The organism is Aurantibacter sp. (assembly GCF_039941195.1).
Lineage (GTDB): Bacteria > Bacteroidota > Bacteroidia > Flavobacteriales > Flavobacteriaceae > Aurantibacter_A.
Map to the genome: position 1 here is coordinate 61,317 of NZ_JBDVFA010000106.1, position 18,535 is coordinate 79,851.

Consider the following 18,535-nt stretch of genomic DNA (forward strand, 5'->3'; position numbering starts at 1 on the left):
TAACTCAAATTAAAAACGGAGCGTTTTGCAGAACGCTCCGTTAAATTAAAACTTTCAAAAATTAAACATCCTACGACATGTAGGCTCAATCAAACAATCGTCCTTTTTAACGGACAACTTAAATTTAAACATATGAAAGCTATTACAAATATAAAGTTCTTAAAAAATATATTTACTCTTGCACTCGCATTATGCGTTTCAACAGTAGCATTTGCCCAAGATGATGAAGAATCAAAACCAGCATTAGAATTTAGCGGTAGTGTTGATGCATACTATAGAACTGCTTTTAACGATGCAGGTTTAGCAACGACAGATCCTGGAACAGCATTTGCAAACCAAACAGGTTTTGCTTTAGGCATGGGAAACTTAATTGCTAGCTATGGTACTGATAAAGTAGGTGCTGTACTTGATTTAGTAGTAGGACCAAGAGGTGCTGGTGCAACTTTTAATACCGATATTATGGATGGTATTGTTAACCAAGCTTATGTTTACTGGAATGTTTCTGAAAGCACTACTTTAACCATGGGTCGTTTTAATACATTCTTAGGTTATGAAGTAATTGCTCCACAAGCAAACTTTAACTACAGTACTTCTTATTTATTCTCTAACGGACCTTTTTCACATATGGGTCTTAAAGCAGATTTTGCTTTATCTGATGATTTTAGCTTAATGGTTGGTATAATGAACCCTTGGGATACTAATGATATTAGTACAACTGGAGAATATTCTTTTGGTGCTCAGTTAGGTTTCTACGGACAATACTTAAATTTTTACTATGATAGTGGTAAAAATGGTGGTTTAGGTACAGAAATTGACTTCACTGGTGGATTCGATATATCTGACGCGTTCTTCTTAGGATTAAACGCTGCTTATGATACTAATAGTGATGCAGACACTGGATTCTACGGTGTTGCTCTTTACCCACAAATAGCTACTTCTGATGCTTTTTCTATCGGATTAAGAGGTGAATATTTTGCTGCAACTGTTAATGGTGGTGATGATTATGACGATGTTACTGCTATCACTTTAACAGGTAGCTACTCTCTTGAAAATTTCATTTTAAAGCCAGAATTAAGATTGGATAGCATGACAGACGGCTTCCTTGATAGTGATGGTGCCGCTTCTGATAGTTTAGCTGCATTCACTTTGGCTGCGATATACTCTTTCTAAAATAGTTGGTTGATTGTCTAGTTTGAGTTTTTAAGTAACCCCGATGTTTTTAGAGGTATTTACATCGGGGTTTTACTTTTTACCCTTTTTAAAATCCTTAACTCCTGCTACAATTCTAGTATCTAACGCATTTATACCGGGTACAATCGGACAAGAATACTTCTTATTATAAGCGCAATACGGATTATAAGCTCTATTAAAATCAATTGTTATTTCATTTGAAGAAGGTATTCTCATATCAATATAACGCCCCCCTCCATACGTTTCTTTAGTATTTGTGTTGTCAGTAAAAGGCAAGAACAAATAATCTTCAAACCCCTCTTTTTTCATCAACTCCTCATTTTGATATATTTCTAATTGATGATTCTTGCCATTAAGCACAAATGATACTATACCATACATTACTTCTTCAGATTTATCTCCAGTAGTTCTTGGCATCATAAATGGAATAGCCTCAGGCGTACGGGTAAATTTGGCTTTGACAATGTAATTTGTATCAGGCTCAAAAAAATCTAAACCCTCAAAATTCTTTCGAAATCTATCTGGTAATGGAGATGTTTCAGGATCTCTAAATTCTTCATTAAGCTCCTTTTGAAATTGAATAATCTCAGCCAACGCATCCGTTTGAGGCAAAATTTCTTGTTTTTCAGCTATATCATGGTATTTTTTACCTTGTTTACAACTTAATAATACTATTGCTAGACTAATGAAAACTAAATATTTTAAAAATTTCATATATAATATCTTAAAACCCAAAAATACAATATCTAGCGTATACTTAATTGGACTTTAAAAATCAGAAATATAAAGTACTATTGAAATCGTTGTTGATACCAATTATGAGAATACTTTAATTATAGTGGTGTAATAAAATGAAGCTTTACAATTTATTCCGGAATAATATCATACCGTGCTTCTTGCAAATATTCAGCGATAATAGCATTAAATTCAGGAGTTATTCTAAATAGTGTGGTATTTTCAATAGTATATAATTTCTCTTTATCTGTATACCCTTGTTTCAATAATTCTTCCAAGTAAAATAGCGCTGTATCGTAATCGTTCATTTTAGAATTATAAGAAATAACATTAATATAATTCTCGTATTCTTTTGGTGAAATAATGGTTTTAAGCATCCATAAAAAATTAAGAGCTTCCTCATCAGCCTCCTCTAATAATTGAATTAGATAAATATTATCTTCTATCAAGGCATTCAAATAGCCTTCTAATCGAACACCCATATTTCTTTCAAAAATATTTGTTCCTTTTCCATATTTAGAGAGCTCCTCCTTTTGATATGCCCACCACCCTAAGTTGTTATAATTGTAAGCAAGAATATCAGACTCTAAATAATAATCATAATCATCTTTTATTAAATTTTCTTTAAACATAGCTGCATTTTGACTTCGTTTAAATATCTTATAATCCCTACTTCTTCGTAAGGATTTTTGAGTAGCTTTTATCGTATCTAAATAACCATCTTCATTAAATACCCGAAGCATTTGATTTAATTTATGATCTGCCAATAATTTTTCATTATCGGTTAAAAGATTACTTACTTCTCCGAGGTTGCGTTTAAAAACTTCACTTTTAAAATCCTTATCATTAGGCTCCCCTTTCGCCATTGCTATTAATGTAAAATACTCTAAGGCCATTGAAAGGTATTCGGAACTAGGCCAATCATGCCCTCCTTCAAAGACCAGTAGTTGATTCGGAAATTTTAGCCGGTTCAATAACTTCTCGGAAGCAATCATATCCACATAATTAAAATCTTGATTTCCTACTACACCAATAAAATGAAACTGATTTTTATTAGACAACACCTCAGTATTTGCGATTGGAGAACCACAGGACAATACACCTTGTATATTCTTAATAAAAGTTGGTATTACAGAAGCCAATTTAGCACCTTGAGAAAAACCAGCAGTATAACTCCTTTCTTTACTAATAGGAAGTATCTCGAATACGGAATTAAACATCCGATTCGCAATTATTACATTTTTTGTAATAGATATACTATCTCTTATATCATTTGAAGCAGCCAAAACATATCCATTCTTCTCGGCGGCAGGTGCCATTAATTTTAATGCTCTTTTACCATTACCATCTATATCGAACACAAAAACGACCGGCCAGGTTTCATTTGCATTAAACTTTCTGGGTAGATATAATGAAAAGCTCTCGGGTATGGAATCATTCACTGGAATTGAATCTATAACAATACCTTTTTTCAAAACTAATTGCTGTCCTATAGATGAAAAAGAAATAGTGAATACAAGTAAGAATAAAATTTTCTTCATATAAATTAATTCATCAAAAATCTAGCCAAAATACTTTTTACTAATGAATAGACTTCAATTTAAATTTGAATCTAATAAGCTTAAAATTACTACTCCCCTATTTTTCCAATCTCTACTCCTTCTGAATAAGCTACTTTAACATTATTTCTATTAAATGCTTTTTTAATGGCACTATTGCTAGCAAAAGTAACATCCCAAAAATAATCTGGTAATACATATGGCCGTACCGTAAGTTGCACATTATGCGAATCAAAATTCTTAATTCCTATTTCAGGTTTTGGTTCTTCCAAAATATGGGGTATTCCAACTAGTGACTCCTGAATAATTTCCTGTACTCTTGGAAAACTCTCTTCATAAGGCATGGTTACTTCGAGCTCAAGACGAATCATGCCTTTTTCTGAAAAATTTGTTACTACAGAATCGGTAATTTTAGAATTAGGTATGATCAATATTTTATTTCCTGGCGTTAATACATCTGTACTAAAAATGCCTATTTCTTCAACTCTACCAAATTTATCTTCTACTTGAATCCAATCTGCAACTTTATAAGGTTTTAAAGTTAAAATTAAAATTCCTGATGCAAAATTACCCAAGCTACCTTGCAAAGCCATGCCTACTGCAAAACCCGCAGCAGCTAAAATCGCTACCAAACCTGTAAGATCAGCTCCCAACACAGTTGCAATAGCAAAAAGTACGGCACCCTTTAATATAATGCCAACTGTTGAAGATAAAAAAGGTCGTAGCGTTTCTGAGAATCCTGTGCGTTCAAGTGCCGTACCGACTATTTGAACTAACTTTTTTACAACCCTAAATCCAATCCATAAAATAAGACCAGCAATAATTATTCTTGGTAAATAAAAAATTGCTTTTTCTATACCTAATTGCAAATATTCATTCCCTTTTTCTAACCAATCCATAATTTAAATTAAATGATAATATAGCGCTATTACAAATAATCAGATTTCTTTTTCTAAACTTTCTATCGCTAACCTTTTTGAATAGGAGCCCGTGACACAACATCAGATAATACAATATGCGTACGAGTTTCACCATATTGAATGAGTTTATCAATAAATTTTTCAAGATGAAATTGATCTACAAAAACGACTTCCATAATAATATTTTCGTTTCCGGTAATTCTATAGCAGTTTATGACTTCCTTTAAAGAGTCTACCATTGCCAAAAACGGCTTTAATTTTCCCATAAAAGCACGTACTGTTATAATCGCTCTTAGTGCATGACCCGTTTTTGAATGCGATACTGCTGCATGGTAACCCGTTAGTATTTCAAGATCTTCTAATTTCTTTACTCTTTCAGCAACGGCAGGTGGCGTTAAACCAACCTTTCTCCCAATATTAGCAAAAGATTCTCGCGCATTTTTTTGAAGGCAATATAAGATTTTCCAATTCAAATCATCTATCTTATTATTCAAAGCTATTCTAGTTAAATAATTAATAATCGAAAGCTAAATTAATAAATTGCTTTCTAATACAAACATAACATATTGTTTTTGGCCGTAACTTTATATTGAAATTGCTATCCATTATGTCCTCACAAAATCTTAGAACCGTACCGGTTTATAGGAAATCTCTAGCGCTATGCGAAATGAGCAGAGAGATTGCCTCCTATGTTACACTCAATAAAGATTTATTGAAGTTGTATAAATCGAACAATTTTAGAGATATCATCGCTGATGCTATCTTAACCGATGCTATTTTAATTCCACAAAAGATTGAGATAGCCCAAAATACAAATTGTCGCAGGGAGCGATTGAGAACCACTAGCTACATAAGCATTATGCTTCGAAATATAAGTTCGTACTGCAATGGTCTAGAACATGATGGTGTTAAAGAAAAGGAATACCTGAACCTTCTTAGAGGTGAAGTAATTACTTTTCGAAGATCTTTTAAAAAATGGCGAAAGTCATTATTAAGTGACGACCAGCTCTAATAATTACTATTTTACTAGTAAATTATAAAATCATAAATACTTAATTTCTTCGTTTGATATTAATTATGTCATAATTTTGATTTGTAATTAATATTTAAATGAAAACTACAATTCTTATCCATTGTCCGGATCAATCTGGTATAATTTGCGCCGTAACTGGATTTATTCATGCACATGGCGGTAATATTATTTATTTAGATCAGCATGTGGACAAGCAATCCAATGTTTTTTTTATGCGATTAGAAAGTGATTTTTCTGAATCAACTTCTCTAGTAGAATTCGAAAAAGCATTTAATGAAGGATTAGCCAAAACATATACGATGGAATGGAGTCTTTATTCCGATGATGTGAAACCAAAAATGGCAATTTTTGTCTCTAAATATAATCACTGCCTATACGATTTATTAAGTAGGTATAAGTCTGGAGAATTAAATGTTGAAATTCCTTTTATCATTAGTAACCATACAGCATTAAGGGAAATTGCCGAACAGTTTGAAATAGATTTTCATCATATTGCTGTAACTGCACAAACAAAAGGCCAGGCCGAACAAGAACAATTAAGACTTTTAAAGGAACATCGCGTAGACTTTGTTGTTCTAGCACGCTATATGCAAATAGTAACCAATACACTTATAGAAGAATATCCTAATAAAATAATAAACATCCACCATTCGTTTCTACCAGCCTTTGCTGGTGCAAAACCGTATCACGCGGCTTTTGACAGAGGTGTAAAAATTATTGGAGCCACAAGTCATTATGTAACAGAAGATCTTGATGCGGGTCCAATAATTGAACAAGACGTGACAACAGTATCGCACACCCATAGTATTCAAGATTTTATCGCGAAAGGACGAGATCTCGAAAAAATAGTTTTATCAAGGGCTATTAAATTACATTTAAAGAGAAAGACAATGGTCTACAACAATAAAACTGTAATTTTTGCGTAACCTAAATATAAACCCCCGTATAAATAAGGTTAAAATGAAGAGAATTATAGTATTATTTGTTATTTCATTTCAGTTAGTCTCTTGTGGTGAATTACAACAAGTCATTAATCAATTGCCGCAAGAAGGACTCGGCAATACAGAAATTGCCAGTGGATTACGACAAGCTTTAGACTTTGGAATCGACAAGCAAGTAAGTAAATTGACCAAAACAGATGGTTTTTTTAAAAATGAGCTGGTAAAAATAATGCTCCCAGACGAACTACAGAAAGTGGATAAAACACTTCGCGATATTGGGTTGAGCAATTTAGCTGATGAAGGATTAAAAGTGCTTAACCGGGCTGCAGAAGATGCAGTTGGTGAAGCAACTCCTATTTTTATTGATGCTGTAAAAGGCATTAATTTTAACGATGCGAAAAATATATTAATGGGTGGAGACGGCGCTGCTACGCAATATTTAACTGGTGCAACAGAAACTGCACTATATAGCAAATTTAGTCCCGTAATTAAATCTTCTTTTGACAAAGTTGGTGCTGATGATATTTGGTCTACACTTATTAACAAATACAACAGTATTCCTTTAGTAAAAAAGGTAAATCCTAATCTCACTGATTATGTAACACAAGAAGCATTAAACGGAGTTTATAAAATGATTGCTATAGAAGAAAAAGAAATAAGAACAAAGGCATCTTCACGAACTACGGCATTATTGCAGAAAGTTTTTGCGCTTCAAGATAATTAGGTCATAAAGAATTGAAACTTTGATATTTAATTCTTAGAAGAATTTAATAACCGACAATATTTAACAAAATAGTCCGTTATTTATTAAAGAACATTGGCCAGCTGGCCTGATAAAAAATTATTTGAGTTAGTATTTTTTGAGTTAGTTAGTTAAAACCGGTGGGAGCACCGGTTTTTTTTGTTTAAAAGGATTTGATTTAAAGAAAAATCCTACTCCTCTATACTATGCGATTAATGTGAATCAGAAACGTATCCAATTACCATATTATTAAAAATTTGAGATTCTTCCACATTAACTACATGACCGCAATGCTCTATAAGTAGCAAGCTAGCCGAAGCAGATTTTTGCACTAGTTTTTTGACTGCTGGTAAAAAAAGGTAATCCTCCCCACCCATAACATATAAAGTTGGAATTTTTACTTCCTTATTCCTAAAAAAAGATAGCAAAGGATTTACCTCAGACGACAACTTAAACCACCTTAAAAATTCGTTTTGATATAATTTTTGAGCTTCTTTAATTAATATAGATCGAGATTCTTTGTGGTTACTATAAGGCATAATGGCAAAAAAGAACATTCTATACAACCATAAATGAGGTACAACAGATTTAAAAGTTTTACCAACACCCATCAATATTTTCCACCTAAAATTAAGATTCATTACCGCACCACCCAATACCATACTCTGCACACGATCTGGAAATTTCTCTGCTATATTACGAATCAAAATAGTTCCTAAGGAGATACCTACGAAATGTGACTTTTCGATTTTTTCAAAATCGATAACCTCAATAATATCATTGGTTAGCGAATCAAAAGTATAAGCATCGATTATAGTATCATCAAAATCGGGCTTTGATTCTCCATGTCCACGTAAATCTAATAAAAGCACATTAAAATGTTGTTTAAAAGCACGTAGTTGCTTAAACCAAACCGAAGAACTGCCTCCAGCCCCATGTACAAAAGTGACCCAAGTATCCGCAGTATTATGGCGATATATAGTATAATTAAGCATAGTGTTCTAGTCTATGAGTAAAAATGATAGCTGTGCAATGTATTAAAACTTTTAACATCATCGACGAAATGCATAATTTTTAATCAACAAAACATTCACTTATTGCACATACCATTATGTAAAGGTTAAAAAAATGTCAAATGAGCTAATTTTCCAATCTATATATCGATTAAATACATCTAAAATCTTGTTACGCCCGTATATTTACAAAGTATAATATTTAAGACTATGGAAAAGCAATATTGCAAAGTAGGTGCAATCACCCCAATGACGACCGGAGAACAAGCCATCGCATTATTAGAGTATCAATATCAATCTTTTAAGGAAAGAGCTTCATCTAACACAAACCTTAGCGAGTATTTTGAGCAAAAGGCAGTGAAGATTCAAAAGGTATTAGAAAAGTTAGTTTAATTTAGTTATTAAGATTCTTTAACTCAGTAGCCATTTCTTGCTGTAATTTTTCGGCATTCTTGGCAGCAGCTTCAGCGAAATCTAAACTATTAGATGCGTAAATAATTCCACGAGAAGAATTCACTAATAATCCTACGTCTTTATTCATTCCGTAACGACAGACTTCGAAGAGATTTCCACCCTGTGCTCCTATGCCCGGAACTAACAAAAAGCTATCGGGAATAATTTTTCGAATATCAGCAAGATAGCTGGCCTTAGTTGCACCCACTACATACATTAGGTTTTCACTATTTTGATATGTTTTAGAAACCTCTAATACATTTTTGTATAACTCCGTACCATTCACAATTTTGGTCTGAAAATCAAACGCCCCATCATTGGATGTAAGCGCTAGCAAGATGGTGTGCTTATCTTTAAAGGCTAGAAAAGGTTCTACAGAATCCCTACCCATATAAGGTGCTATTGTTATCGAATCAAATCCTAATTCATCAAAAAAGGCTTTGGCATACCTAGTGGAAGTATTTCCGATATCCCCCCTTTTTGCATCTGCAATTGTAAATATTTCAGGATGATTTTCATTTAAATATGTAATCGTTTTTTGCAATGCCACCCAACCTTTAATACCATATGCTTCATAAAAAGCGATATTAGGTTTATACGCTACACATAGGTGATGAGTCGCATCAATTATAGCCTTATTAAACGAGAAAATTGGATCCTCTTTTTGAAGCAAATGTTCTGGAATCTTCTCCAAATCGGTATCTAAGCCGATACATAGAAATGATTCTTTTTTATGAATTTGCTGTACTAATTGCTTGGTTGTCATTTGGCTTTGGTCTTCTTGTGTGCAGTAACAAGATTGTTTGCAATAAATTTATCCTCTTTCTCGACTGCACTCGAACAGACTAAAAAAATTGCTAACTATTAGAAAATTTCAGAGGCTTCTTTTAGCTTCTCTGTATTTTCAACAAGACTTAATTCATCAATAATTTTTTGAACATCACCATCTATAATATTCTGTAAATCGTATAGTGTTAGCCCAATACGGTGATCCGTAACTCTACCTTGTGGATAATTGTATGTTCTAATTTTAGCAGAACGATCACCACTACTTACTTGCGAATTTCTTTTGGCAGCATCTTCTTCTTGTTTTTTTGCTAATTCCAAATCGTATAATCTAGAACGCAATACACGAAATGCTTTGTCTTTATTTTTATGCTGCGATTTTTGATCTTGACACTGCGCTACCAATCCTGTAGGTATGTGCGTTAAACGTACAGCGGAATATGTAGTGTTCACCGATTGTCCACCTGGACCCGATGAACAGAAAAAATCTATTCGAACGTCTTTAGGATCAATCTGCACATCAAAATCTTCAGCCTCTGGCAACACCATAACTGTAGCTGCACTTGTATGTACCCTACCTTGTGTTTCCGTTTGCGGCACACGTTGAACACGGTGTACACCGGCCTCAAACTTTAAAGTTCCATAAACATCTGTTCCAGACACTTCAAACTGAATTTCCTTAAATCCACCACTTGTACCCTCACTTAAATCAATAACATTGGTTTTCCAACCTTTTGATTCACAGTACTTAGTATACATCCGAAATAAATCCCCAGCAAAAATACTAGCCTCATCTCCACCTGTACCTGCACGAATTTCCACAACCACATCTTTAGCATCTTCAGGGTCCTTTGGAATCAACATCAACTTTATTTCATCCTCAAGGTTCGGAATACTTTCTTTTGCCTCCTCCAGTTGCATCTTGGCCATTTCTACCATTTCTGGATCACTACCATCTGATATAATTTCCTCAGCTTCTTCTATATTATTTGTAAGCTCAATATAAATTTCACGCTTATCCATCAGATCCTTAAGATCCTTGTATTCTTTTGTTAATTGTACATAACGTTTTTGATCTGATATTACATCAGGTTGAATGATAAGGTCTGAAACCTCATCAAAACGTTGTTTAACTACATTTAATTTATCTATCATCTAGGGAGAAATGTTGGAATGCGAATTTACAATTTTTAGAAGTATTTCTAATACACGTATTTCAGATTATTTAATCTACAACAAATGTTGCACCTAAACTAACAATAAATGCATTAAGCCCTGTACTTCTATTATAATTAGCGAACCGCAAATCCACTGTCTTCAATCCAAAACGTAATAATTTGGTTCGCGTAAAAATATCGCGATACCTAAAACCTAGCCCGTATTGGTGCGACTTATATTTTGAAAGATCAAAATCTGAAGTATAAAATTCATAACTAGAGAGCGCTCCTTCCTTTTCGTAAAAATAATCTGCAGCTGTTTGATTGTAAAATCTATAGTTTGGATACAACGTAAACGAATCTGAAATTTTTATTGGAATTTCTAGACTAGCGGTATGTGAACTTAACCCCCAATCATCAGAATAAAATCTGTAATACGTTCGTAATACTACAAGGTCATTCATAAAGTAATTCAACCGTGCTCCTATTGGAATTTTCAATCTAGAATCTGGCAAGCGTTCAACATCATCTGCTAATTGAAATTCTTGGATATAAAAATCGGAAGTATCACCAAAATATACACGCTGAAACGGAGTACTTAGCAGGCCATTTTGTAGCACAACATCCATAAAGATAGACCCTTGCACTTTCTCACTTAAAATCTGCATAAGACCTAAGGATAAGGAATAGGAGTTCCTATTTTCTTTTTCAAATGCACTAAATTGATTGGTATAATTACCGTTCCCTGTTATCCTACTATCAAAAAAACCATCTCTTAATTCTGTAGGATATTGCGGATTCCACGTATCTAAATACACCTTTCCGCTAATAGAAAATTCGGTATTCTTTTCATTAAAAAAACGTGAATAACCCGCACCTAAACCCAATGAAAAATAATCGTACTCATTCGCGATATAGGCATTAACATTGTAGGTAGATTTTCTATCATCTGAGCTGTGCTGGTAGGTAGGATTAAAATGTGCTAAAACATCTTGCCTAGATGCACCAGAAGAAGCACTAAACGGACTTGCTGTTCTATTTATATCTCCATCAAATGGATTTATATTACTGGAAGATGCGGAGGTATAAGCCGATATACCAGCATCGATAGTGAGCACATCATCTTCATTTAATGGTAATTGCACCACAATACTTGATGTAGCATCTGATAATTCTTCTGTTCCCTCACCACCCGTTACTGCAGCGTTTTTTCCATCTTGATTATAATAACTAAAAAGCAAATCAACCTCCGCAGCATCTAACACCCGTTTTTTATAACCAGTAGAATCTTGCTGGGAAAATCCAACAAAAGAAAAAAGTAAACTGATAATTAGATATTTATTCAAGCATTCAATTTTAGTAATACGTATATTCGTTGAAATGGTTATTTGTTAATTTGTTCGTTTTATATTCAAAACGGCGAATCGAATCAAAAAAGTTATTTAATTACATCCACATCCGCCACCAGACCGTCCTCCATTCGCTCCTGAAGCACCTTCCCTGTATATCTGAAAATTAGTTTCAAAGCGCTCAGTGTTTTTTGCAGATAATTGCATCTCCTCATCATTTACATACACCTTTTCATATTCCTTTACCACAGCACATGATGTAAATGAAATCGCTAAAACAACTAAAAGAATAAAATTTTTCATCTAATTTATTTTTCAAAGATTTAATTACCCGTGCTTTCAAACATAACACCATCACTCTTAAACATCTTATTCTTATCATCAACAATGATAACTTCGGTTTCTGCAAGTTGATTAATTAATGAAAGCCCAGTATCTACACCCATTATATATACCGCTGTTGCAAGTGCATCACATAATTCAGCATCTTTTGCAAAAATGGAAACACTATTAATACCACTTGATGGATAACCCGTTCTAGGATCTATGATATGCGAATATCGTTTTCCATTGAAGGTTACATATTTCTCATAATTTCCTGATGTAGCAACTGAAGATTCCACAATGGGCAACCAAGAAAAAATTCGATCTTTATTTAATGGATTTGCAATACCAATCAACCATTTTTCACCACTAGCTTTGGTACCCCAAGTAGTTAAATCGCCACCAGCATTTATTAAACCGGCAATTACTTGTTTAGACATTAATAAACTTTTGGCTTTATCTGCAGCATAACCTTTACCCATGGCTCCGAACGAAATTTTCATTCCTTTTTGCTCTAGAAATACGGTCTTAGCATCTTTATCTAATATAATTTTCTCATATCCAATTTTTGATATAGACTTCTTAATTTCTTCTGGAGTTGGTAAATCTTCCATGCTGCCATCAAACTTCCAAACTTTGTCTAAAGAAGAATAAGAAATATCAAAAGCTCCATCGGTAATATTAGACACCTGCTTTGCTCTTTCGATTAAATTGATGAGCTCAGAACTTACTTTTACCGGTTTTATCCCAGCATTTTTATTTATAAGTGATGTTTCTGAATCAGGATTCCAAGCCGAAATTAAATTTTCGATACGTGTTATTTCCGCAATTGCTTCTTCAATGTTTATGTATCCTAATTCTTCATTGGTAGAAACTACGGTAATCTCAAACCTACTACCCATCAGTTTTAGCGTCTTATGTGAAGAAACATATTTTTGTTGACTATAAGCCGATAAACAAAAAAAGCACAATAAAAATGTTGTTATATATCTCACTTTATGAAGGAATTTAAGTGTGAGACATATTCATTTGGCGCCAGCTTTTTATACCCCGTTTTGCCGAGTATTTTTTCATCTTTATTGAGCACAACTACTAGCGGAAAGTGCCCATTGGGATTGTACAAATCTGCTAGCTTCTTATTCTGCTTTTCTAAATCTTTTGCCAGTTTGTTACTTTTTTTCCTCGGAAAATCTGCACGATAAAGAATGTAATTTTCTTGGGCATAGTTGTCAAAAATATCCGACTGCCATATGTCCTTATCTAACTTTATACATGGAGCACACCAATCTGATCCAGAAAAAACCAATACTATTGGCTTATTTTCAACTTTCGCACTGGAAAGCGCTGAAGTGTAAGTGTCTTTCCATTCTTGACTAAACCCATTTAAAGAATAAAGGAATAGAATAAAAAAAGTAAAAAAATTAAATTTCATAAAGTGTTCTTCTCGTTAACTACTATGAACTTACTCGAAAATTCGAAGTATTCCATCCGATTCTACAACCATATATACTTTTAATGCTTTTGCTGGCGTAGCATCTACAGAATTTAATGGTGTACCATCTTGCTCGAACCGAGAACCATGAACATCACAATAAAAAATTCCTCCATCTACATTTTGAAAACGTACTTGATCATACCCTTGGTGACTACAAATTTGACTCGCCGCTATATACTCCCCTTCCAAGTTTTTAGCTATTACCACGTCATTTTTTAGAATAAATCCGCCATTGCTCGACAAACTTGCTGCTTCGTTTGAACTTAAATCTACCGTGAAATCAACATTATCTGGCACCTCTTTTACTTCGCCCTCTACAGTAGAATCACCATCATCATTACTAGAACATCCTTGAACACAAGGAAAAGTTAATGCGAAGGCCGCACCAGCGCCAATACTTCTTAAAAATTCTTTTCTTTTCATAGCTTTATGGGGTATATACTAAGAAAACGTTCGAATCACTGTATTCGTATGCTTTAATACGTAAAGGCGCCGTGTTCGCTGGTGATTGTAAGTTTTTTAGTCGAAGATTCTTCAACCCTACCAATAATTTGAGCATCTACGCCAAAACTATTCGAAATTTGAATTAAATCTTCAGCTACTTGCGGACTAACATATAATTCCATGCGATGTCCACAATTAAATACCTGATACATCTCTTTCCAATCGGTATTCGATTGCTCTTGAATCAGTTTAAATAAAGGAGGCACAGGAAATAAATTATCCTTAACAATGTGAAGATTGTCTACAAAATGTAAAATCTTAGTTTGGGCACCTCCACTACAGTGTACCATTCCATGAATATCCTTCGATGAATACTTCGCTAAAATGTTTTTAATAATTGGCGCATAAGTTCTAGTGGGTGAAAGCACCAATTTACCAGCATCTATTGGCGAATTTTCTACAGCATCTGTTAATTTCACTCCTCCTGAATACACTAAATCTTCAGGTACTGATGCATCAAAACTTTCTGGGTATTTTTCTGCTAAATACTTCGAAAAAACATCATGTCGTGCAGATGTTAGGCCATTACTCCCCATTCCACCATTATATTCCTTTTCATACTTGGCTTGTCCAAAAGATGCTAAGCCAACAATTACATCACCAGCTATGATATTCGCATTATCTATTACATCCGCTCGTTTTAAACGAGCAGTAACCGTAGAATCCACAATTATTGTTCGTACCAAATCTCCTACATCAGCAGTTTCGCCGCCTGTAGAATGTATAGTCATTCCATGCTCAGCAAGATCAGCAATCAATTCTTCAGTGCCATTAATTATAACCGAAAGCACCTCACCTGGTATTTTATTTTTATTTCTGCCTATAGTAGATGACAACATAATATTATCCACTGCACCCACACAAATTAGATCATCAATATTCATGATTAAAGCATCTTGCGCGATACCCTTCCACACAGAAACATCACCGGTTTCTTTCCAATACATATATGCAAGTGAAGATTTTGTACCCGCACCATCAGCATGCATTACCAAACAATAATCCTCATCGTTCGTTAAATAGTCAGGTACAATTTTACAGAAGGCTTTAGGGAACAAACCTTTATCTATATTTTTAATGGCATTATGCACATCTTCTTTTGAGGCTGAAACTCCTCGTTGATTATACCTTTCGCTAGTTGAAGAACTCATGTATTCGTATTTGTGGCAAAAATAGTGGAAACCTATAAATAATGGATTCGTTGAAAAGCGAATAATTTAAAAAGTTATTAGGGTATTATAACAGCTATAAAAAAGAAAGCCACCTACTTTCACTAGAAATTGGTGACTCCTCTTCAAGGTTGGTTGATAATATTATTCCCAGTTAGGCATAAAGGCATTTGTAAATAATGGTTTCTTTTTATCGACACCATCATTTTCCTCAGTTTTATAAATTCTTCTTTCAGAAACACCATCGTTAGAGGTATTCACAAAAATAATTGAACCGTCATCTGGTGAATATTTTGCATCTAAATCATTGGTTCCAGAAGCTTTATCTGTTTCAATTTCTGTTGTGGTATTTGACGATAAATCATATTCAAATATTCTAGAATCTAATTGTCTATATGCAGTATTTTCAGCTTCCGACATATCTCTCGTGTACAACACTTTAGATCCGTCTGCAGAGAAATCCAATCCTCCCAAAGCACCAGATTCTCCAGAAATAACAACCTCAACCTCAGTGTCTGTTGCTACATTTACAACCGCTATTTTAGCGTTATAACCATCGATGTTATTGGTTTTAATTACTACTAAATTATTCGTTGGATTTACTGCAACCTCAGAAATAAAAACACTTCCTGCATGATATACTTCTTCGATACCAGAACCATCTATATTAATTGAATATAATTTATTGAAGTTTGAATAATATAATTTAGCCCCATTATTATACCAAGTAAATTCTATTTCATCTTGTCTAAAGCCAGCAACAGGTATGGCGCTGGTAATTTGCTTTAAATCGGTACCGTTAATATTCATGGTAAATATGTGCGTTTCAGCGCCAACAGTTCTTAAAAAAGCAATCTTGTTTACTGTTGTGTTTTTTATAGGTCTATAACTATTTAAACTAACACTTGTTAATTGCACTTCATTTTGATCTAGTTCGGCATCCGTTTCCCCAATAGGATTCGATCCAGAAAAAATAACATTATTTCCATCTATATCTCGTACATATAAAAACCGATTTGCATCAATAGCCGAGGTGACAAACCCTCCCAAATCACTTTTTACAATATCATTTACACCATCATCTGCAGAGATTTGCCATATGTAATTATTACCTACAGCCAAATTCTCAACGAGAAATGTAGTGTCTTTAATTTCGGTATAAGTGGTTACCTCACTCGTAGAGCCATTTCTCAATTCTAGCGAATAATTAATTTCGTCGTCATCGTTTTGAGATGAGGACCATGTAAATTGCACTTGAGTACTAATATCTTCCGCTCCATCTTCTGGAAATTTTAACGTAGAAGCTAAGGGTGCTATATTATTAGCATCATCGGTATTTAGTTCAAAAACAACATTTGTTGTCTTGCCTTCTATTATATTAACAGCTTCAAATCCAGTTTGATATTCTGTTAACTCCGCCTGAAAAGAGTATTCCCCTATCTGAATATTTTCAATTGTAAAATTACCCTGATCATCTGTAAATACGGTAGTTGACACCGGTGATGAGGAAATTTTCACGTTAGTTAAAGGCATATTTTCACCATTGGTAACTACTTTTCCGGTTAAGGTACCAAATACATTTTCATCAATAGGCTCTTCTGAACAAGATGTTATTAGGAACACCATGCATACAGCCAAAAAATAGTTTAGAATATAATTTTTCATTTTTAATTTTTTAGCGATGAATTAACGTTTATTAGGTATCATAAATTCTGAAGGTGCGCGTTGATCTATAGTTTCAATCGCTTGCGGTTCCGCTTTTTTCAATTTATTTCTACCACCGAACTTATATTTGAGACCTAGACCAAAATTGTAATAGTAGTCATCCCTTTTTCCATTGACAACTCCATCCAATTCATCAGAAAAAGTAAAATTGCTTTCTGCAAAAAGACGAACGTCAATTCGTTTCGATGCCTTATAATTTAATCCTGCCCCAGCTTGAACTTTAGGTGCCGTAATTTGTGTTGGTTTAGTTTCATCAACATGTCTGATATCGAAAATTACGCCTCCGCCACCATATATATAAGGCGAAAAATTATCATAAGGCAATAAATTCAATTCAAGATTTAATTGAGCAGCCATATGCTCTCTTTCAAAAGAACTACCACCCTTAAAATTTAAATAATCGACATTTAGGGCGAGACTAAATTTCGGACTTAGTGTTCTCAGATATCCAAAATTATAGCCTGCCGCAAATGTTTTATTTCCTAAATCTCCATTTAATACAGATGCAGTACCGTTTACAGTAATCGCATTTTTCGATTCTTCAGTATCTTGTACTCTATCATACAGTAATTGAGATTCTTCAAATTCTTTTTGAGCTTTATAAGCATCCATCAACCTCTTATTAGTTAAACCGCCATCTTTTGAGGTCCAAAGTCCAGCTTCTATCCCTTCAATTATTAAAGCTTCCAATGCTTTTTCAATCGCATCTTTCATAGCCAATTGTACTGGTTCATTTTTAGTAAACCCTGTTTCCGCTTCTAACAGCCTTTGAAAACTTACATACCGAAACAAACTCGCATCAACCGATTGCGATAAAATGGTTTTCGACACATAAACTGTTTTCAATATCTTACCATTACTGGTTGATACTGCTCTTAAGTAAATTGAAATTCTATCTTGGCGATATTTTGTAGATGCCCCTGCTCCAAAATAACGAGCTCCTGCTCCACCTGTAATTATATTGGTATCGTACGAAACGATACCTCCTTCTAAAAGGATACCGGCATATAGTAACGGTGGTAAATTAGGTTGAGGCGAATTGGTACTGCGGCCGAACTCTTCTCTTGTAGAGCGAATAATGTTACGTTCGTTTAATAAATTACCTAGATTTTCTCTTTCTATGGGTGTAAACCATTTAGAATCTTCTAAGGCTTGAATCAACATTGTTGTAGCACCTTGCGAAACCGCTGTACTAAATGTACTTCCTCCTTCTTGCGCTTTATATTGACCCGTTTGATCTTTAAAATTATAAACACCTACAACAAGCTCTTGATATGGTTCTGGCAAATCTCTTAAGACCTGCGTTTTTGAGGTCAACTCCCCTATTCTAGCGTCTTGTGGCGTGTAGGGCTGATTAAAATAAGCTCCACACCCTGTTAAAAACAGCGCAAGAAAAGGTATTAAAATACTTAATATTCTTTGAAACATGGGGCGCATTT

20 protein-coding genes are annotated in these 18,535 nt (G+C 34.0%); 5 read left to right on the plus strand and 15 right to left on the minus strand.

Annotation, left to right across the window (positions count from 1 at the left end):
* Positions 1 to 132 precede the first annotated feature (132 nt).
* Entirely contained in the window at positions 133 to 1,170 is a 1,038-nt protein-coding gene (locus ABJF52_RS19110) for an outer membrane beta-barrel protein (protein ID WP_348153799.1), read from the plus strand.
* Positions 1,171 to 1,242: 72 nt separating this feature from the next.
* Here the strand turns inward: ABJF52_RS19110 and ABJF52_RS19115 are convergent, their stop codons facing one another.
* The 4 genes from ABJF52_RS19115 to ABJF52_RS19130 form a co-directional block, all read right to left on the minus strand.
* Positions 1,243 to 1,905, minus strand: coding sequence for a DUF1684 domain-containing protein (locus tag ABJF52_RS19115; protein ID WP_348153800.1), 663 nt, complete (start codon positions 1,903 to 1,905; stop codon positions 1,243 to 1,245).
* A gap of 152 nt (positions 1,906 to 2,057) precedes the next feature.
* Positions 2,058 to 3,467 carry an alpha/beta hydrolase gene (locus tag ABJF52_RS19120; RefSeq protein WP_348153802.1) on the minus strand — a complete coding sequence of 470 codons (1,410 nt, stop codon included), beginning with the start codon at positions 3,465 to 3,467 and terminating at the stop codon, positions 2,058 to 2,060.
* An 89-nt stretch (positions 3,468 to 3,556) separates the two neighbouring features.
* Positions 3,557 to 4,384, minus strand: a complete 828-nt coding sequence (locus tag ABJF52_RS19125; RefSeq protein ID WP_348153803.1) for a mechanosensitive ion channel family protein — start codon at positions 4,382 to 4,384, stop codon at positions 3,557 to 3,559.
* Positions 4,385 to 4,452: 68 nt separating this feature from the next.
* Positions 4,453 to 4,899: an Lrp/AsnC family transcriptional regulator gene (locus tag ABJF52_RS19130; RefSeq protein ID WP_348153805.1), complete on the minus strand. Its 447-nt coding sequence runs from the start codon at positions 4,897 to 4,899 to the stop codon at positions 4,453 to 4,455.
* A 173-nt stretch (positions 4,900 to 5,072) separates the two neighbouring features.
* On the opposite strand from ABJF52_RS19130, the gene ABJF52_RS19135 reads away from it, so the two are divergent.
* The 3 genes from ABJF52_RS19135 to ABJF52_RS19145 all read left to right on the plus strand — a co-directional run bounded on the left by ABJF52_RS19135 (position 5,073) and on the right by ABJF52_RS19145 (position 7,103).
* Entirely contained in the window at positions 5,073 to 5,417 is a 345-nt protein-coding gene (locus ABJF52_RS19135; protein ID WP_348153807.1) for a hypothetical protein, read from the plus strand.
* 98 nt (positions 5,418 to 5,515) lie between these two features.
* Complete coding sequence (gene purU, locus ABJF52_RS19140; RefSeq protein WP_348153809.1) at positions 5,516 to 6,364, plus strand: formyltetrahydrofolate deformylase; 849 nt, start codon at positions 5,516 to 5,518, stop codon at positions 6,362 to 6,364.
* A 34-nt stretch (positions 6,365 to 6,398) separates the two neighbouring features.
* Entirely contained in the window at positions 6,399 to 7,103 is a 705-nt protein-coding gene (locus ABJF52_RS19145) for a DUF4197 domain-containing protein (protein WP_348153811.1), read from the plus strand.
* 230 nt (positions 7,104 to 7,333) lie between these two features.
* On the opposite strand, the gene ABJF52_RS19150 is transcribed toward ABJF52_RS19145, so the two are convergent.
* Complete coding sequence (locus ABJF52_RS19150; RefSeq protein WP_348153813.1) at positions 7,334 to 8,116, minus strand: alpha/beta hydrolase; 783 nt, start codon at positions 8,114 to 8,116, stop codon at positions 7,334 to 7,336.
* Positions 8,117 to 8,344: 228 nt separating this feature from the next.
* Between ABJF52_RS19150 and ABJF52_RS19155 the strand changes: the two genes are divergently transcribed.
* On the plus strand, positions 8,345 to 8,527 hold the full coding sequence (locus tag ABJF52_RS19155) for a hypothetical protein (RefSeq protein WP_348153815.1): 183 nt from the start codon (positions 8,345 to 8,347) through the stop codon (positions 8,525 to 8,527).
* Between the two features lies 1 nt (position 8,528).
* Here the strand turns inward: ABJF52_RS19155 and pyrF are convergent, their stop codons facing one another.
* From pyrF to ABJF52_RS19205, 10 genes are all read right to left on the minus strand, one after another.
* Positions 8,529 to 9,353, minus strand: a complete 825-nt coding sequence (gene pyrF / locus ABJF52_RS19160) for an orotidine-5'-phosphate decarboxylase (protein ID WP_348153817.1) — start codon at positions 9,351 to 9,353, stop codon at positions 8,529 to 8,531.
* 98 nt (positions 9,354 to 9,451) lie between these two features.
* Entirely contained in the window at positions 9,452 to 10,528 is a 1,077-nt protein-coding gene (gene prfA, locus ABJF52_RS19165) for a peptide chain release factor 1 (protein WP_348153818.1), read from the minus strand.
* Between the two features lie 70 nt (positions 10,529 to 10,598).
* A complete protein-coding gene (locus ABJF52_RS19170; RefSeq protein WP_348153820.1) occupies positions 10,599 to 11,876 on the minus strand; it encodes a DUF3570 domain-containing protein in 1,278 nt (425 codons plus the stop codon).
* 96 nt (positions 11,877 to 11,972) lie between these two features.
* A complete protein-coding gene (locus ABJF52_RS19175) occupies positions 11,973 to 12,182 on the minus strand; it encodes a DUF4266 domain-containing protein (RefSeq protein WP_348153822.1) in 210 nt (69 codons plus the stop codon).
* A gap of 20 nt (positions 12,183 to 12,202) precedes the next feature.
* Positions 12,203 to 13,105 (minus strand): FAD:protein FMN transferase, encoded by a 903-nt coding sequence (locus ABJF52_RS19180; protein WP_348153823.1) that lies wholly within the window; start codon positions 13,103 to 13,105, stop codon positions 12,203 to 12,205.
* Positions 13,106 to 13,194: 89 nt separating this feature from the next.
* Entirely contained in the window at positions 13,195 to 13,635 is a 441-nt protein-coding gene (locus ABJF52_RS19185) for a thioredoxin family protein (RefSeq protein WP_348153825.1), read from the minus strand.
* A 30-nt stretch (positions 13,636 to 13,665) separates the two neighbouring features.
* On the minus strand, positions 13,666 to 14,121 hold the full coding sequence (locus ABJF52_RS19190) for a Rieske (2Fe-2S) protein (protein ID WP_348153827.1): 456 nt from the start codon (positions 14,119 to 14,121) through the stop codon (positions 13,666 to 13,668).
* A 53-nt stretch (positions 14,122 to 14,174) separates the two neighbouring features.
* Positions 14,175 to 15,353: an AIR synthase related protein gene (locus ABJF52_RS19195; protein WP_348153829.1), complete on the minus strand. Its 1,179-nt coding sequence runs from the start codon at positions 15,351 to 15,353 to the stop codon at positions 14,175 to 14,177.
* A gap of 162 nt (positions 15,354 to 15,515) precedes the next feature.
* Positions 15,516 to 17,036: a carboxypeptidase-like regulatory domain-containing protein gene (locus tag ABJF52_RS19200; protein ID WP_348153831.1), complete on the minus strand. Its 1,521-nt coding sequence runs from the start codon at positions 17,034 to 17,036 to the stop codon at positions 15,516 to 15,518.
* Between the two features lie 21 nt (positions 17,037 to 17,057).
* Positions 17,058 to 18,524 (minus strand): CsgG/HfaB family protein, encoded by a 1,467-nt coding sequence (locus ABJF52_RS19205; protein WP_348153833.1) that lies wholly within the window; start codon positions 18,522 to 18,524, stop codon positions 17,058 to 17,060.
* Positions 18,525 to 18,535: the final 11 nt, after the last annotated feature.

Excerpts from the sequence above, each read along its gene's own strand:
- ABJF52_RS19110 (WP_348153799.1), top strand. The coding sequence starts at position 133 with ATGAAAGCTATTACAAATATAAAGTTCTTAAAAAATATATTTACTCTT.
- ABJF52_RS19115 (WP_348153800.1), bottom strand. The coding sequence starts at position 1,905 with ATGAAATTTTTAAAATATTTAGTTTTCATTAGTCTAGCAATAGTATTA.
- ABJF52_RS19120 (WP_348153802.1), bottom strand. The coding sequence starts at position 3,467 with ATGAAGAAAATTTTATTCTTACTTGTATTCACTATTTCTTTTTCATCT.
- ABJF52_RS19125 (WP_348153803.1), bottom strand. The coding sequence starts at position 4,384 with ATGGATTGGTTAGAAAAAGGGAATGAATATTTGCAATTAGGTATAGAA.
- ABJF52_RS19135 (WP_348153807.1), top strand. The coding sequence starts at position 5,073 with ATGAGCAGAGAGATTGCCTCCTATGTTACACTCAATAAAGATTTATTG.
- purU (WP_348153809.1), top strand. The coding sequence starts at position 5,516 with ATGAAAACTACAATTCTTATCCATTGTCCGGATCAATCTGGTATAATT.
- ABJF52_RS19145 (WP_348153811.1), top strand. The coding sequence starts at position 6,399 with ATGAAGAGAATTATAGTATTATTTGTTATTTCATTTCAGTTAGTCTCT.
- ABJF52_RS19150 (WP_348153813.1), bottom strand. The coding sequence starts at position 8,116 with ATGCTTAATTATACTATATATCGCCATAATACTGCGGATACTTGGGTC.
- ABJF52_RS19155 (WP_348153815.1), top strand. The coding sequence starts at position 8,345 with ATGGAAAAGCAATATTGCAAAGTAGGTGCAATCACCCCAATGACGACC.
- pyrF (WP_348153817.1), bottom strand. The coding sequence starts at position 9,353 with ATGACAACCAAGCAATTAGTACAGCAAATTCATAAAAAAGAATCATTT.
- prfA (WP_348153818.1), bottom strand. The coding sequence starts at position 10,528 with ATGATAGATAAATTAAATGTAGTTAAACAACGTTTTGATGAGGTTTCA.
- ABJF52_RS19175 (WP_348153822.1), bottom strand. The coding sequence starts at position 12,182 with ATGAAAAATTTTATTCTTTTAGTTGTTTTAGCGATTTCATTTACATCA.
- ABJF52_RS19180 (WP_348153823.1), bottom strand. The coding sequence starts at position 13,105 with ATGGGTAGTAGGTTTGAGATTACCGTAGTTTCTACCAATGAAGAATTA.
- ABJF52_RS19185 (WP_348153825.1), bottom strand. The coding sequence starts at position 13,635 with ATGAAATTTAATTTTTTTACTTTTTTTATTCTATTCCTTTATTCTTTA.
- ABJF52_RS19190 (WP_348153827.1), bottom strand. The coding sequence starts at position 14,121 with ATGAAAAGAAAAGAATTTTTAAGAAGTATTGGCGCTGGTGCGGCCTTC.
- ABJF52_RS19195 (WP_348153829.1), bottom strand. The coding sequence starts at position 15,353 with ATGAGTTCTTCAACTAGCGAAAGGTATAATCAACGAGGAGTTTCAGCC.
- ABJF52_RS19200 (WP_348153831.1), bottom strand. The coding sequence starts at position 17,036 with ATGAAAAATTATATTCTAAACTATTTTTTGGCTGTATGCATGGTGTTC.
- ABJF52_RS19205 (WP_348153833.1), bottom strand. The coding sequence starts at position 18,524 with ATGTTTCAAAGAATATTAAGTATTTTAATACCTTTTCTTGCGCTGTTT.